The organism is Butyrivibrio sp. FC2001 (assembly GCF_000424125.1).
In the GTDB taxonomy this organism is placed as follows: domain Bacteria; phylum Bacillota; class Clostridia; order Lachnospirales; family Lachnospiraceae; genus Butyrivibrio.
In genome coordinates this window covers 232,353-246,408 of record NZ_KE384133.1, presented here as the reverse complement: position 1 = coordinate 246,408, position 14,056 = coordinate 232,353, and the positions used below count along the sequence as shown (strand labels likewise).

Below are 14,056 nucleotides of genomic sequence, written 5' to 3'. Positions count from 1 at the left end.
AGGTACTATATATTTCTTTTCGAGCATATGATAACGTCATAATAGGAACACCTATAACGAATAAATAAAGCTTAAAAGGAGTATGCTTATGAAAAAGAATATCCGTACCGTTTTATTTGGAGAGCTTGTACTTTTCATCGTTGTATTTCTTATCAGTACCCTCGGAACCAGCTTTGGTTTTTCTGCTGTCGCATGGTTTCTTGATGTGCCTTCGCTGATTCTTGTTTTACTTATTCTGATTCCCGGGCTCATTATCATGGGTGAGTGGAAAGATTTTTTGAATTCATTCTCAGTAGGGATAAAAGATTACAGACTTCTTGAACTAAAAAATATTATAGAAGCCGTAGGCGCTGCCCAGAAGCTTACTGTATTTGGAGCTCTTTTTGCCATCATAACTTCAGCAATAATTCTTATGGGAAATTTATCTGAGCCGGAAACGTTTGGACCAAGCCTTGCTGTCTGCTTCCTTTCAGGCTTTTATGCAGTAATAATCGAGTTTTTTCTTCTGCCGCTTAAGTTAAATGCCGAGCGTAAGATGAATGAAGAGATGGACATGGAAGATGAATGATCCCGGAATTACAAAGGAGCAGTATCTTAATATAGCTCGTAAATTCGGATTTACGAAACGAGAGCTTGAACTCGGATACCTTAAAGTGTCGGGGTTTTCAAATCATAGAATTGCTTATATGCTCGGAATTTCTGAGCAGACGGTAAAAAATCATTTCACTCACATTTATGAAAAGGCGTGGGTTCCCGGAAGAAAGGAATTCCAAGAGCTGTTTACACAGGATGGATAGTGATTATGGAGAGATCAGTTAAAAGAGCTATCATAATAATTTTAATTGCAAACGTCATCCTGATAGTTGCTGCTATTTGCGGGAGAATACTGAGCAGATTCGTTTATGAAGATCATCTTGATGAGCCTTTGATCACAGTTGATGATACCGAGATTACCTTAAGAGAATTTGGATATTATATATATAAAGTAGAAGAGTTTGTGCAGAACCAGGCTCTTTTGTATGATCCTGAGAATCCAAAGCACTGGTGGAATACCCACTTTTCAGCCGGCATGGATTCTCAGTTTGTCTGTGATTACGCCAAGAAGGTGGCAGTTAACACTTGTATATCAGATGAGATTTATTATAAAAGAGCTCTTTCTGAAGGAGTTGTATTAAGTAGCGCGGAAGAAAAACAAGCAATGGTCGAAGCAAAGATGATCTTAAGCAGCATGACCGGGAATCAGCTTGCAAGAACAGGGTTGGATGAAAGCATCCTCACTAATATGCGGATAAAACATGCTCTTGCAGTAAAATATGCCAAATTTCTTGTAAATACCTGTGATTTAACAGGATATTCCGAAGACCCAGAAAAGCTTCTAAACTGGGACGGCGTGTATTATCAAGAAAAGATTCTACCGGAACATACAGTAAAGACTAATGATAAGGTTCTGGATAAAATAACGTTGGGAAAAATAACAGTGAATTATGAGTAATTCTATATGCCTTACAGAGGACCTGAGTATTTTCAGTCCGGTGAATATACTTATAAGTGCAGCGTTACCGGGGATTTCAGCTGGTTTCAGGGATGCGAGGAGATTTATTGCAACAATACCAGAGTTTATGAATGCTATTTCCATGGGGGAATAATGAAGTAGTCAGAAGGAAAAAAGACTTACACGAAAACAAAATATCTGCTATAATCTGCAATTGCTGATAAAAAATGAAGATTTCGAGGTATTATTGGAAACGCACATTCTGGCCGGGTGATAACGAACAACACGGAGGTCTTCCCCATTTAAGAAAGAGAGGAACCCCTATGTTACCACAGAGCAAATTACAGGATGTGTTTTTTACTGCCTTTATGGCATTTGTCATGGTTTATGCCATGATATGCTACAACATTTCACTGAATGTTGGCGGAATGCAGAACTTTATCTTCCTTGCAGCATTCAAGGAAATGCTTATCATGTGGCCGATAGCCATGGCGCTTGAACTTTTATTTGTAGGAAAACTGGCTCAGAAGCTGGCTTTTAGATTCGTCACTCCGGGAAAAGACCCTATGATAATGATCATACTTGCCATCTCATCAATGTCTGTGTGCCTCATGTGCCCGCTTATGAGCATGGCAGCGACAATCCTTTTTAAGGATGCAGGCAGTGAATTCGTGGCTGTATGGCTTCAGACGACAGCGTTGAACTTTCCTATGGCTCTTTTCTGGCAGATATTCTTCGCAGGACCGCTGGTAAGAAATGTCTTCGGATTTGTTATGAAAAGAATAAAGCAGAAATAAGAATTGATGAAAAACAGACTAAAATCCGTGTACGGAGCTGGTCTGTTTTTTATTTTACGTTAATATATAATTACAAGAGAGGATGACCATGAAAAAACTTACAGACTGCAAGAAGATCAGGCATTTGACCGATCAGATCAGCGTTGAAAAAGTATACCCGCTCTCAATATTAGAGGGGATTCAAAGTGGCGAGATATATCTAATGCTGATACAAGGGAACGAGAACTAAGGCCATATTTTAAGTTGAATGACCAGATACAGAAGATACTTGTTGTGAATAGACCGATTGGTGAAACATTTGATGAAAATGGTTTCACAATCATAGGAATTACTGATTTTTTACTGAGATACATAAGGTAGAGAAAGGCTTATATATGCGAATCGAAGTTTGCGGAGGATATTATGCTAAAAGATTATGAAATAAATAAACCTGTCCTTGAAACCAATGGAATATCGTAAGGCGTTTGACACAATTCCAGAGCAGTTTGATAAGTTCAGACCTCGTTACAGCCCTGAGCTGTTCGAATTTTTCATCAAGGAAGCCAACATTGGAGTTCAGACTAAGGTGCTGGAAATAGGTCCGGGAACTGGTCAGGCGACGGATCCGATTCTGGATACCGGCTGCGATTATAATGCCATTGAGCTCGGGGAGCATCTTTATGAAAAGATGAAAGAAAAATATGGAGCAAGACCGAATTTCCATATCGTGAACGACGACTTCATTACACACGATTTCGGGGAGCAGAAATATGATGTGATATATTCTGCTGCAACGATCCAGTGGATTCCGGAGAAGTTCGCTTTTTCCAAGACGTTTGAACTGTTAAAGCCTGGCGGAACGTTGGCGATGATGTTTCTGATTGGGGATTATAAGACGCCCAATGAGGAGTTGTACAGCAATATCCAGAAGGTTTACGACGAATATTATAAGCCGGTGACGGAATACAAGAACATGAAGGAGCCATTTGACTATCTTCATGCGACCGACTATGGTTATGTGGATCTGACGCGCCATGATTTCTATGGAAAACGCACTTTTTCTGCGGATGAATATGTGATGTATTGCGGCACGCACAGTGATCACATTTTAATCCCGGAACCTTATAAAACGAAGTTTTTCGAAGGGCTTCGGAGCGCGGCGCTTGCGGGCGGAGATAAAGTCGAGTTTTGGGATACCTATGTGCTGTATCTGACGAAGAAAGCGGCGTAAGCGCATGAAAAATCATCTCGGAATTTACCGAAAAATATTGGAGTGAAAAACAGACTTAAATCCGTGCAAGGAGAAGGTCTGCTAATGACAATTTGATTTTAATGTACCAAGACACAAATTAGATTTGTAGAGGAAAAATATTATGGAACACAAAGGAACAAAGAAGATAGAAACCGAACGATTAATTCTTCGACAGTTTACCAAAGAAGACGCAGAAGTTATGTTTAAAAACTGGGAGAGCGATTCAAAAGTTACTGAGTTTTTACGCTGGCCAACAGCAACAGATGTTAGTGAGGCGGAACAGGTTCTTGATGAATGGGTCCGGGGGTATGAAAATAATGATTTTTATCAGTGGGCAATCGTTTTAAAAGAGATTGGAGAGCCCATTGGTTCTATTAGTGTCGTAGATAAAAATGAAAACCTTGATATTGTTCATATAGGATATTGTATAGGCAGCAAGTGGTGGCATCAGGGAATAACAACAGAGGCATTTAAAGCGATAATTCCTTTTTTCTTTAAAGAGGTAGGTGTAAACAGAATTGAATCACAGCATGATCCCAATAATCCTAACTCGGGAAAAGTAATGGAAAAATGTGGATTAATATACGAAGGAACGCTTCGTCAAGCTGATTGGAGTAATAAAGGTGTTGTAGATGCTTGTATGTACAGTTTATTGAAATCTGAATGGAAGAAATAAGTTAATTCAAGTTTGAAAGAAGAAAAGATATGAGTGAATATATTTATGTTAATTTGAGAGAAAAGCAGGAATTAAGGGAAGAAGCAGCAAATTGGTTTCATGAAAAATGGGGAGTACCAACTGAAGCATATCAGGAATGCATTGATGCGTATATTGCTGGGGAAACAGAATATGGATGGTATGTGTGCCTTGATGGAGAGAAAATTGTTGGAGGTCTTGGAGTTATAGACAATGATTTCCATGACAGAAAGGACCTTACTCCCAATGTTTGCGCGGTTTATACTGAGGAAGATTATCGCTGCCAGGGCATTTCTGGAAAGTTGCTTAACATGGTAGTGGATGATATGAAGTCCAAGGGTATTACTCCAATCTACCTGGTTACAGATCATCTTGGATTTTATGAAAGATATGGATGGGAGTTCTTCTGCATGGCACAGGGAGACGGAGAGCCAGAGCCTACAAGGCTTTACGTCCATAGATAATGGGAAACTGTCCGTGGCAAAAGCGGAACTACACGTTGAATGTCACAATATAGTACAGAGCATGAAATATAGAGGTTGCAACAATCTCTATATTTTTTTGTTAAAAAAGATACGAAAAAGGATTGAATAGCTGTTGACTCTGATGTTAGGTAATAGTTTATAGTTTATTATAGCTTAAATAAAACGCTCAGGAGGTAAGGATGAAAGTCAACAGCGTATATTCGCCAGATGTTTATAAAAAGATAATGCTGGCTGATTCAGATAAAAAAGATGATATCTATCGCTATGATATGATGTTGCCCTTTCAAGGAAAATGGGAATGTTATCATATCCCCATGAAACCAAAGTTTCCAGGTGGATATGACATCATTATGGCTAACAATAGATTAGGAATAATGGCGCCATCTGATGTGGACAGCGACATTGCAGAGCAGATAGAGCAATTGGAAAATCAGGAGATGTGGGAGTCTTGCAATAGGGCTATAGAAGAAGCTCTTACCAGATTTGAAAATCAGGGAATAGAGCTAAAGGTGCAAGAATATCTTTTCACAATTCTTCTGGCAAATCCCCAGAATGCTTATACAATCATGAATGAAGGATATTGTGGTGACGGAGGAATCCCTGGATATATTATGGGATGGCTCGTTCCTTCAAAAGAGACCATCAAAAGACTTCCAGCCGCCCTTACACATGAGACTAATCATAATATCAGATACCAGTACATCAAGTGGACAAATGATATAAATCTTGGTGAGATGATTGTGAGTGAAGGATTAGCAGAGAACTTTGCCACAACAGTTTTTGGTGAAGAACTTCTTGGACCATGGGTCACCAAGACAGACATGGAGCTAATGCCCCTTATAAAAGAGATTATCTACGATGGTCTCGAAGTAACTGGTTTTGACAATATCACATCATATCTTTACGGCGATGAAATGGCCAGGATTCAGCATTTCCCGGAGGTTGGGCTTCCATATTGTGCAGGATATGCCACAGGCTATTATTTGATAAAGTACTATCTAGAAAAGACAGGGATTCCTATAGAAAAGGCAACGATAATTCCGGCAACTGAGATTTTGAATGAAGTAAAGGAATTTTGGAAATGAAAAAGCTGACTTCGTGGGGACGGGGTTATAGGGTCATAATAGAATACGATTAGTATTGAAGTGAAAAACAGACCTAAATCCGTGCAAGGAGAAGGTTTGTTTTTGTTTTGTGATACTTTTGTTTTAGAGTATTGTATTAAAATGAAGATATTACAAGAAGGAGAATGAAAAACAATGAGTAATTATATAATTCGTTTAGAAGAAAAGAAAGATTATAGAGAAGTTGAAAACCTTGTAAGAGAGTCATTTTGGAATGTGTACCGCCCCGGATGCAGTGAGCACTATGTAATTCATGTGCTCAGGGATGACCCGGCATTTGTTCCGGAGCTTGATTTTGTCATGGAGCAGGACGGAAGGCTTATCGGGCAGAACATGTTCATGAAAACTGTTATTGAAGCTGATGATGGCAGGGAAATCCCGGTACTTACCATGGGACCAATAGGAATCACGCCGGAGCTTAAGCGCAAGGGCTATGGAAAAGAACTGCTTGATTACTGCCTGGAGAAAGCAACAGAAATGGGATTCGGAGCAGTTCTTTTTGAAGGAAATATCGGATTTTACAGCCATTGCGGATTCGATTATGCAAGCAAGTTTGGAATTCGTTATCATGATCTGCCTGAGGACGCAGATTCATCATTTTTCCTGTGCAGAGAATTGATCCCAGGATATCTTGATGACGTAACCGGAGTATATCAGACCCCTCAGGGCTACTATGTTAAAGATGAGGATGTAGAGGAATTCGATAAACAGTTTCCACCCAAGGAAAAGAAAAAGCTTCCGGGGCAGCTATTTGACTGATAGAAATTGAAAATGATGATTGAAAAGACAGATGGAACACATATCGGAGAAGAGGGTCTCAGGTTTATTGTTTATAAGGAGCAGAAATAATGTATTTCAAGAAATATACGGATCATGATTATGAGGCAGTATGTGATTTCCTAATAGAACTAAATGATCGGGATACGAGCCATATTAATTGGAACTGGGCTAGGTTTGAGTGGATGTATGAGCATCCGGAATTTAATAAGGATTTATTGGAGGCCATTGGGCTTTGGATAGATCAGGAAAAGGTTGTAGGAGCTGCAATCTACGATATGTATTTCGGTGAGGGCTTCTGCGGTGTTATGCCGGAGTATAAGCTTCTGTATCCGGAAATATTAGATTATGCATGCGCTAATCTTAAAGATGATTCTGGATTTGCCCTTGCAGTCTGCGATGACAATAAAGATGAAATGGATATGGTCTTAAACAAAGACTTTACCAGGATTGATCAGACAGAAAATATTATGGAACTTGATCTTAATAGGGAATTTAATGCTACTTTGCCTGAGGGCTACAGCTTTGCAAATCCTGACCCGATAGAGGATCTTTATGAGCTTTCATGGCTATTTTGGCAGGGCTTTGATCACGGCGAGGATAAGACAGAATTTGAAAAAGAAGAACTATCTACGCCAAGGAAGCGTAAGCACTTTAACAGAGATCTTAGTATGGCGGCACGAGATAGTGAAGGTGAACTGGTTTCTCTCTGTGGACTGTGGTATAGCCCTAAAACAGACTACGTATATGTAGAGCCTGTCTGCACTATTCCCAGCCAAAGAGGAAAGGGTGTAGCCAAGGCTGTAATTCACGAAGCACTTAATAGAGCGAAGAAGTTGGGAGCTAAAAGAGCTTTTGTAATATCTGATATGGATTTCTATGCAAAGCTTGGATTCAGAAACAGATATCATTACACGTTTTGGAGAAAAATATAGCGAGATGAGGAGGAAGCCAACATTGAAGCGGATAGAGGAAATACGTATAATTTTAAATGTTGGGTATTGCATTTCCTTATTAGTTATTTAATAGAGACATTTGGGGAGAAAAGTATGAAATACGTTTTGTTATATGTTTTGGGATATGTGGTTTTGTTTTCAGTAGTATGGCTACATGAAGTTGGACATGCCATTTGGCATTATCGTTTTGGATTAAGAAACAACTGGTGGAAGGTTCAGGTTAAACCTTATATCTTTTTTTCAACACCTGGTCCAGTAGATGCCGATAAGTGGGAGAAGCAAAAGCCTATACAGCATGTGTTGGGTGCATATGGCGGAATTATGATGAATGCAATAATTGCAATCTTATATGTGTTCCTTCTGATTTTTGCGCCGCACGAGTTTAGGATGTATCTTGTCCATCTGCGGTATGCCGGGGACAATGATGAACTGTACTTCCGTGATTATTTGAACGAGCATCCTGCCGTGGCAAAAGAATATGAAACCTTGAAGCTCCGGCTTTGGAAACAATATGAGCATGACCGTGATGCATATACAGATGCGAAGACGGATTTCATCTCCAAATGGACGGCAGAAGCACGAAAGGAATATGGAGACCGATACTGACATATTTAATCTTGAGGAGGAAAAAATGATCATACTGATTACGGGTGCATCTCACACTGGAAAAACGCTTCTGGCACAAAAGATGCTCGAAAAATACAAATATCCGTATCTGTCGATCGATCACCTGAAAATGGGTCTGATCCGCAGCGGTAATACAGAATTGACGCCGGAGGATGATGAGGCTCTGACCGGGTATCTGTGGCCAATCATACGAGAGATCGTGAAGACGGCGATCGAAAATAAACAGAACCTCATTATTGAAGGCTGCTATATTCCATTTGATTGGAGACGGGATTTTGAAGAGCGATATTTATCGTCTATTCGCTTCATTTGCCTCGCTATGAGCGAGAACTATATTGAGAACCATTTTGGCGAGATTATTGGATATGAGTCGGAAATCGAAGCCAGGATGATTGATGCAGACTGTACGAAAGATAGTCTGAAAGCAGACAACAGAGATATCATCAATGGCTTTCAACATGCAGGGGAAAAGGTCGTACTGATATATTCTGATTATGAGCAAACAATAAAAGGACTTCTGGACCGACAATCGGGGTTTGGAGGACAGTCATGAAAGTTGCAGTATGCTAGGATACAGACTGGCTGCTATCAGAAGAAGCATACTCGATCTATGCTCCCTGCATGTATCATCCTACATGCGAGGACTATAGGACACAGATGGAAGGCTTTTTACAAGCTTCATCGGTGAAAGTATTTGTATGTGAAGATCGAAACAGGAAAGCCGGCATGATGGTTCTGAAGTTTTCAGAAGCCGCCGCGGAGATCATCGGAATTGCCGTGTCTGAAAAGCTCAGACGTCGGGGGATCGGAAAACAGCTGATCTTAAGCGCGATGGAGTTGGAAAGAATAGGAAGAATCGAAGCGCAGACGGACGATGATTCAATTGGTTTCTACCGCAGATGCGGCTTTTCTGAGGAGAAAAGCATCATTGATTATCCCGATGGGTCAGTCGTTCGTTATAACTGCATTCTGAACAAATAGACAAATTCCAGATGGATTCAGAATGATCATCGAGTATAAGAAATCCCCCATCGGATATGCACAGGCTTATCAATTGAGTGGTGAATTGTTCGATGAATATGACTATCCTGACGATGGACATATAGTGTTTGCTATGGATCAGTTTATAGGTGAGCCGAAATATTGGAGTAAGGGAATAGGCTCATCTTTTTTGAAAATGATGGCTTCTCATCTGAAAGAAAATATGGCTGCGGAACGAGTTCTTCTTGACCCGCACCAAGATAATAAAAGGGCTATAAGGGCATACGAGAAAGCCGGGTTTAAAATCATTAAATCACTTCCGAAACATGAGATGTTTGAGGGAGAAAAAGTAGATTGCTGGCTGATGGAATTAGCACTGTAGATTCCCGTTTGCAGAGATGCCGTTGGTAAGAGAGGTATGCCATGATACTTGAAACGAAAAGATTGATCCTCCGACCGTGGGAAGAAAGCGATGCGGAGAATTTATTTAAATATGCAAGTCATCCTGATGTGGGACCAATCGCAGGATGGGCGGTTCATACAAGTGTAGAGAATAGCCGTGAAATAATCCGGAGGGTTCTTTCAGCGCCGGAGACCTATGCTGTAGTATTAAAAGAATCAGGCCAGCCTGTTGGCAGCATTGGACTTATGCTTGGGAAAGCCAGCAATATTGGCCTTCCTGATTCAGAAGGTGAAATCGGCTACTGGATCGGAGTTCCGTATTGGGGACGAGGGCTGATACCGGAAGCAGTCAGGGAATTGATGCGCTACGGTTTTAAAAACCTAAAACTTAATAAAATATGGTGTGGTTACTTTGATGGGAATGAAAAGTCAAAGCGTGTTCAGGAGAAGTGCGGTTTTCATTATCATCATACGGTCTATAATGTGCCATGTGCCATAGAGGGTGTTCTCCGAACGGAACACATAACATGCCTTTCCAAAGAAAGAAATATGAAAAATGAAAACAAATACTACACACAAAAACTTTCTATTTGACCTCGACCAGACACTGCTTGATTTCAATGCATCCGAGCGTATAGCGCTGGAGATTGTGCTCAGGGCAGGATAGCGTCAACAGGCTTAGACAGATATATAGACGGAATCTTTATAAGCGAGGATATGGGCGTCCACAAGCCGTCAACAGAGTACTTCGATATGGTGCTCGAGGAGATAGGAGAGCCCAGAGAAAACTGCATCGTTATCGGAGATTCCCTCACATCAGATATGCTTGGGGCAAAGAACGCCGGCATGAGATCTGTGTGGTTCATGCCTTCAGGCGATATCGAGAGCGCCATGAAGGAATATGACATCGATTACTGCGCATCATCCTTCGACGAGTTGTATGAGATACTGAAGAATATGTAAATTTATTGAGACTGTCGCATATTGCGGCAGTCTTTTTGCCGTTAACGGTATTTCCTGACCGCTAAGTGGCATACAGAAAATATCATCCTTTTTGGAGTAATCCTGGATTGATTATCGTTTGAGTGCGGCTTGAGCATCGCGGGTGGATGCAACCGGTGAGGGCTGATTAGAGTATTCAGGCGTAATTCCGACTTGAGCATCACGAGTGAGTTCAACCTGTAGAGGATGGTCGAAGAGAACAGGCGTAACGCTTGAATATAAAACTTGACGTAATTTCGTTTGCGTTACACCGGTAAACATCATTACAAGATTTCTGACTGAAAAAAACAGGTGTGAAGAGAGTAAAATAGCATGTATGTGGGAATAATTCATCAAAAAGTTCAACCAGTCATATGGTGAGCAAGAATTCCGGCGTAAAGGGGATAAAAATGGTAGTCTGTTCTTCGTGAAGTGGTAAGTCAATACTGTTAAAAATAAGGTTTCTGATTGAAACAGTTAATGAAAGGCATACACCTGAGCGACAGAAGCAGTACCTGCAAAAGAAGATGGCTGCCGGAAGCGAAATATTCATGATGATCAGAGACATACCTTTGGCTGTCGTGACCATAAACAAAGATGTAATCGAGGATCTTTACGTGCTGCGGCAATCATAGTGGAATAGAGCATATTGTTACTGACGAAAGAGTATAAAGGGAGGCATGATATTCCCGCACTAGATGTCTTTCCATAAATCAATAAAAACAGATTTAATACTCTTTTTACATAATGAATAAACGTAAAATGATAAAATTATATTGTATTTCATCGTTTGATATTTTGAATGGTACACAGTATGAAAAACAGTACATTCTATCAACACTGGGAAAAATTGGGTGAACCTATCGGCAAGGGCAGGACCGCTGAAGTATATGCTATTGGAGAAGATAAGGTATTAAAACTTTTCTATCCGTTTATTTCATTTGAATCTATTAAAGATGAAATGATTCACACGCATGCTGCCTACATGTCAAAAGTTCCGGTAGCGGATGTCTATGAGATTGTTCGCGCAGGTGACAGATATGGACTTTTGATGGAGAGAGAAGAGGGAAGTAGTCTGGATCAGTTTATCTACGAGTACCCGGAAAAAAGGGTGGAGCTGATTTCACGATTTGCCAAAGCAGTAAAGGTGTTACATAAGATACCGATTACTGATCCGGGACTGCCTGACGCGAAGGAGCTGGCTATTTATTATATAGGCAAGCTCAATAAGGAGTACTGTTCAGAGGAGGACGCGAAGAAAATTCGCTCGATTTTTGAAAGTATTCCCGAAGCGCAAACCTTCGTCCATTGTGATTGTCATACAGGTAATGCACATATTGTCGGAGAAGAAATACGGTATTTGGATTTGATGTTTTCAGGAAAAGGGCACCCGGTTTTTGATCTGCTTGCAATGTATGCGCATTTTGTATTTCTTCCATCATTTAGTTCAAAAGAAGATTATAAGACAAAGAGTAACATGACGCAGGTTGAGGCAGAGACGCTGTTTGACAGATTTCTTGAAAAATATTTTTCCAAGGCAGATACAGAGAAACTTTCCGGAATCAAGACAGTAGTAAGGGGAGTTCACGCGGCGCAGATATGCCTTGCATCGGTTCGAATGCCGGGAGTATTTACAGAAGATATGTTGCTTGAGGTGAGAAGAAGAGCTTTGGAGTTTTCGGAGCAGTATCATGTTGATGACCTGAACATAGAAATGATTGGCTGGAATGATTTAGTTTAATATGTGGATAAAATGTTTGCACGTACAGATAAGATCATAGTCAGAAATTACATAAAATATCTTTTTCCGGCGATTCTTGTTGGACTTGGCGGGGCTATTCAGCAATTTGTTGATACCATAATTGTTGCAAAGCTCATTGATTCTAATGCTGTTGCCATAGAAAACTATGCCGGCCCGATGGTCCAGTATACGCCATTTACTGTAAAGCTTATTGGATGTGGAGGCGCAGTAATATATGCCACACTTATGGGAAAAATGGAACGCGAGAAGGCTGCAGGTATCTATAGTACAGCTATGATTTTGGCAACGATTATGAGCTTTATTGTAACCATTCCCGGATTATTCTTTATTGGAGAACTTGACATGGCACTGGGATGCAGCCAGGAGCTTATGGGAGATTTTCAGACATATATGATTCCAACACTGATACTTATTCCCGTATCTATAATAATGATGACCTTTGCTTCCTTTTTGCCTGCGATGGGATATCCCGGGCTTACCTTCAGAATCGTTTTGACTGCAAATATTGTTAATGTGTTACTGGATGTAGTCTATATAAAATTCTTTAAAATGGGCATTGCGGGAGCTCAGTGGGCTACCATAAGCGGCTATGTGGTTGCGCTTATAGCTATGATATTCGCGTTAAAAAAGGATCATTTCGTTTTTTCATCTATCAAATATTTTAATGTTGCTGCAATAAAAGACATATTCATCAGAGGATTGCCATCCGGGTTATCTCAACTGGGCCTCCTTACATACTATTGGTATTTTAACCGTCTTGTTACCCAAATGGGTGGAACGGAAGCAATGAAGGCTTTTTCTATCTGCTTGCAGCTACTGGCTGTATGTGCAATTTTGATCAATGGCGTATCTGAAAATGTGAGAAACTTTGTGAGTATGCTAAACAGTGCAGAAGATAAACAGTCAGTGCGATATGTTATGAAAAATTCCAGCATTATATTAGTGCTGTGGGGAGTGGTTCTTTTGGCGGTGATCCAATTGTTCCCTGGCATATTTGTGGATTTATATAGTATTCAGGACGGAAGAGAATTAGCGATTCATGCACTACGAATATATTCGTTTATAGTGCTTTTCAAGGGAATGGCGATAATTGCAAGAGATTACCTTAATACAACCGGCAGGCCATACCATGCAATGGTGGTTACTTTAGCCGAGGGCTCTGTTGGCGTAATTATCCTTGGCACAATACTTGGCGGTCAGATTGGTCTCGATGGAGTATGGATGGCCTTTCCGTTAACCTCCTGCATCTGCTGCATATTGGTTGCCATATATCTTTTTTCATGGGGGAAAAGTCATGTCCAAAATGATTCAGCGGGCTACGAGAAAATGTATATGACTTTACCTGTTAATAGCGCAAAAACAGTTTTACCCTCACAAGAAATATCAGATTATTATAAAGCTAAGGTTCAGAATAAAACGATTACTGAAAGAACAGCGCTTCTGGTAGAGGAGATGTACATATACAGCGTTAATCATACGAAAAAGCTCGATTATATTGATGTGATGTTGCAGATTCATGATAACGAGAGCCGGATACTTTTCAGAAGCCTTGGTGAACCTTTTGATCCTATGAATATGGCAAATGAAGAGGAAAAGGCTAACGTCCTGCTTCTTAATAAGATCACTTCAGAGATTAAATACGAGTACATCATGGGGATGAATACCACATGCATTAGAGCATATGGACCATGGGGACGGGGTTAGCGGTCCATTAATAAGGAGGAAAAATCCAAATCCGTGTAAATCA

At 40.4% G+C, this 14,056-nt stretch carries 20 protein-coding genes; all 20 read left to right on the top strand.

Features of this window, described 5'->3' with window-relative positions; all coding sequences use genetic code 11:
• The first annotated feature begins 88 nt into the window (after nucleotides 1–88).
• The 20 genes from G601_RS0118760 (at nucleotide 89) to G601_RS0118660 (ending at nucleotide 14,013) form a co-directional block, all read left to right on the top strand.
• Nucleotides 89–568, top strand: coding sequence for a hypothetical protein (locus G601_RS0118760; RefSeq protein ID WP_026493136.1), 480 nt, complete (start codon nucleotides 89–91; stop codon nucleotides 566–568).
• A complete protein-coding gene (locus tag G601_RS24160) occupies nucleotides 540–797 on the top strand; it encodes a helix-turn-helix transcriptional regulator (RefSeq protein ID WP_079484333.1) in 258 nt (85 codons plus the stop codon). The genes G601_RS0118760 and G601_RS24160 overlap by 29 nt, the downstream gene beginning before the upstream one ends.
• Nucleotides 797–1,492: a hypothetical protein gene (locus G601_RS0118750; RefSeq protein ID WP_196808925.1), complete on the top strand. Its 696-nt coding sequence runs from the start codon at nucleotides 797–799 to the stop codon at nucleotides 1,490–1,492. Before G601_RS24160 ends, G601_RS0118750 begins: the two co-directional genes overlap by 1 nt.
• Nucleotides 1,493–1,498: 6 nt before the next feature.
• Entirely contained in the window at nucleotides 1,499–1,654 is a 156-nt protein-coding gene (locus G601_RS25890; protein ID WP_196808924.1) for a DUF5680 domain-containing protein, read from the top strand.
• A 161-nt stretch (nucleotides 1,655–1,815) separates the two neighbouring features.
• A complete protein-coding gene (locus G601_RS0118740) occupies nucleotides 1,816–2,289 on the top strand; it encodes a DUF2798 domain-containing protein (RefSeq protein WP_026666254.1) in 474 nt (157 codons plus the stop codon).
• 88 nt (nucleotides 2,290–2,377) lie between these two features.
• A complete protein-coding gene (locus tag G601_RS26315; RefSeq protein ID WP_155829602.1) occupies nucleotides 2,378–2,518 on the top strand; it encodes a hypothetical protein in 141 nt (46 codons plus the stop codon).
• A 216-nt stretch (nucleotides 2,519–2,734) separates the two neighbouring features.
• Nucleotides 2,735–3,499, top strand: coding sequence for a class I SAM-dependent methyltransferase (locus G601_RS0118730; RefSeq protein ID WP_026666253.1), 765 nt, complete (start codon nucleotides 2,735–2,737; stop codon nucleotides 3,497–3,499).
• A gap of 142 nt (nucleotides 3,500–3,641) precedes the next feature.
• Nucleotides 3,642–4,196 (top strand): GNAT family N-acetyltransferase, encoded by a 555-nt coding sequence (locus G601_RS0118725; RefSeq protein WP_026493141.1) that lies wholly within the window; start codon nucleotides 3,642–3,644, stop codon nucleotides 4,194–4,196.
• Nucleotides 4,197–4,225: 29 nt separating this feature from the next.
• Nucleotides 4,226–4,678: a GNAT family N-acetyltransferase gene (locus tag G601_RS0118720; RefSeq protein ID WP_026493142.1), complete on the top strand. Its 453-nt coding sequence runs from the start codon at nucleotides 4,226–4,228 to the stop codon at nucleotides 4,676–4,678.
• A gap of 200 nt (nucleotides 4,679–4,878) precedes the next feature.
• Nucleotides 4,879–5,784 carry a DUF2268 domain-containing protein gene (locus tag G601_RS0118715; RefSeq protein WP_026666252.1) on the top strand — a complete coding sequence of 302 codons (906 nt, stop codon included), beginning with the start codon at nucleotides 4,879–4,881 and terminating at the stop codon, nucleotides 5,782–5,784.
• A gap of 174 nt (nucleotides 5,785–5,958) precedes the next feature.
• Entirely contained in the window at nucleotides 5,959–6,582 is a 624-nt protein-coding gene (locus G601_RS0118710; protein ID WP_026666251.1) for a GNAT family N-acetyltransferase, read from the top strand.
• An 89-nt stretch (nucleotides 6,583–6,671) separates the two neighbouring features.
• Nucleotides 6,672–7,535 (top strand): GNAT family N-acetyltransferase, encoded by an 864-nt coding sequence (locus tag G601_RS0118700; RefSeq protein WP_035791076.1) that lies wholly within the window; start codon nucleotides 6,672–6,674, stop codon nucleotides 7,533–7,535.
• 114 nt (nucleotides 7,536–7,649) lie between these two features.
• Nucleotides 7,650–8,162, top strand: a complete 513-nt coding sequence (locus G601_RS27030) for a GrpB family protein (protein ID WP_242834453.1) — start codon at nucleotides 7,650–7,652, stop codon at nucleotides 8,160–8,162.
• Between the two features lie 25 nt (nucleotides 8,163–8,187).
• On the top strand, nucleotides 8,188–8,736 hold the full coding sequence (locus G601_RS24150) for an adenylate kinase (RefSeq protein ID WP_026666249.1): 549 nt from the start codon (nucleotides 8,188–8,190) through the stop codon (nucleotides 8,734–8,736).
• A 29-nt stretch (nucleotides 8,737–8,765) separates the two neighbouring features.
• Entirely contained in the window at nucleotides 8,766–9,164 is a 399-nt protein-coding gene (locus G601_RS0118685) for a GNAT family N-acetyltransferase (protein ID WP_330368878.1), read from the top strand.
• Nucleotides 9,165–9,168: 4 nt separating this feature from the next.
• Nucleotides 9,169–9,546 carry a GNAT family N-acetyltransferase gene (locus G601_RS24145; protein WP_255346226.1) on the top strand — a complete coding sequence of 126 codons (378 nt, stop codon included), beginning with the start codon at nucleotides 9,169–9,171 and terminating at the stop codon, nucleotides 9,544–9,546.
• Nucleotides 9,547–9,587: 41 nt separating this feature from the next.
• The gene (locus G601_RS0118675; RefSeq protein ID WP_026666247.1) at nucleotides 9,588–10,160 is read left to right on the top strand and encodes a GNAT family N-acetyltransferase; all 573 of its coding nucleotides are present in this window, start codon (nucleotides 9,588–9,590) and stop codon (nucleotides 10,158–10,160) included.
• 30 nt (nucleotides 10,161–10,190) lie between these two features.
• Nucleotides 10,191–10,529 carry an HAD-IA family hydrolase gene (locus tag G601_RS0118670; protein WP_081673626.1) on the top strand — a complete coding sequence of 113 codons (339 nt, stop codon included), beginning with the start codon at nucleotides 10,191–10,193 and terminating at the stop codon, nucleotides 10,527–10,529.
• Nucleotides 10,530–11,361: 832 nt separating this feature from the next.
• Nucleotides 11,362–12,288: a phosphotransferase family protein gene (locus G601_RS0118665; RefSeq protein WP_026666245.1), complete on the top strand. Its 927-nt coding sequence runs from the start codon at nucleotides 11,362–11,364 to the stop codon at nucleotides 12,286–12,288.
• Between the two features lie 12 nt (nucleotides 12,289–12,300).
• Nucleotides 12,301–14,013, top strand: coding sequence for an MATE family efflux transporter (locus G601_RS0118660; protein WP_026666244.1), 1,713 nt, complete (start codon nucleotides 12,301–12,303; stop codon nucleotides 14,011–14,013).
• The last annotated feature ends 43 nt before the right edge of the window (nucleotides 14,014–14,056 follow it).

What these genes read in the sequence shown, in the direction of transcription:
- G601_RS0118725 (WP_026493141.1), top strand. Translation starts at nt 3,642, where the DNA reads ATGGAACACAAAGGAACAAAGAAGATAGAAACCGAACGATTAATTCTT.
- G601_RS27030 (WP_242834453.1), top strand. Translation starts at nt 7,650, where the DNA reads ATGAAATACGTTTTGTTATATGTTTTGGGATATGTGGTTTTGTTTTCA.
- G601_RS0118760 (WP_026493136.1), top strand. Translation starts at nt 89, where the DNA reads ATGAAAAAGAATATCCGTACCGTTTTATTTGGAGAGCTTGTACTTTTC.
- G601_RS26315 (WP_155829602.1), top strand. Translation starts at nt 2,378, where the DNA reads ATGAAAAAACTTACAGACTGCAAGAAGATCAGGCATTTGACCGATCAG.
- G601_RS0118740 (WP_026666254.1), top strand. Translation starts at nt 1,816, where the DNA reads ATGTTACCACAGAGCAAATTACAGGATGTGTTTTTTACTGCCTTTATG.
- G601_RS24160 (WP_079484333.1), top strand. Translation starts at nt 540, where the DNA reads ATGAAGAGATGGACATGGAAGATGAATGATCCCGGAATTACAAAGGAG.
- G601_RS25890 (WP_196808924.1), top strand. Translation starts at nt 1,499, where the DNA reads ATGCCTTACAGAGGACCTGAGTATTTTCAGTCCGGTGAATATACTTAT.
- G601_RS0118715 (WP_026666252.1), top strand. Translation starts at nt 4,879, where the DNA reads ATGAAAGTCAACAGCGTATATTCGCCAGATGTTTATAAAAAGATAATG.
- G601_RS0118675 (WP_026666247.1), top strand. Translation starts at nt 9,588, where the DNA reads ATGATACTTGAAACGAAAAGATTGATCCTCCGACCGTGGGAAGAAAGC.
- G601_RS0118700 (WP_035791076.1), top strand. Translation starts at nt 6,672, where the DNA reads ATGTATTTCAAGAAATATACGGATCATGATTATGAGGCAGTATGTGAT.
- G601_RS24150 (WP_026666249.1), top strand. Translation starts at nt 8,188, where the DNA reads ATGATCATACTGATTACGGGTGCATCTCACACTGGAAAAACGCTTCTG.
- G601_RS0118730 (WP_026666253.1), top strand. Translation starts at nt 2,735, where the DNA reads ATGGAATATCGTAAGGCGTTTGACACAATTCCAGAGCAGTTTGATAAG.
- G601_RS0118660 (WP_026666244.1), top strand. Translation starts at nt 12,301, where the DNA reads ATGTTTGCACGTACAGATAAGATCATAGTCAGAAATTACATAAAATAT.
- G601_RS0118665 (WP_026666245.1), top strand. Translation starts at nt 11,362, where the DNA reads ATGAAAAACAGTACATTCTATCAACACTGGGAAAAATTGGGTGAACCT.
- G601_RS0118710 (WP_026666251.1), top strand. Translation starts at nt 5,959, where the DNA reads ATGAGTAATTATATAATTCGTTTAGAAGAAAAGAAAGATTATAGAGAA.
- G601_RS0118720 (WP_026493142.1), top strand. Translation starts at nt 4,226, where the DNA reads ATGAGTGAATATATTTATGTTAATTTGAGAGAAAAGCAGGAATTAAGG.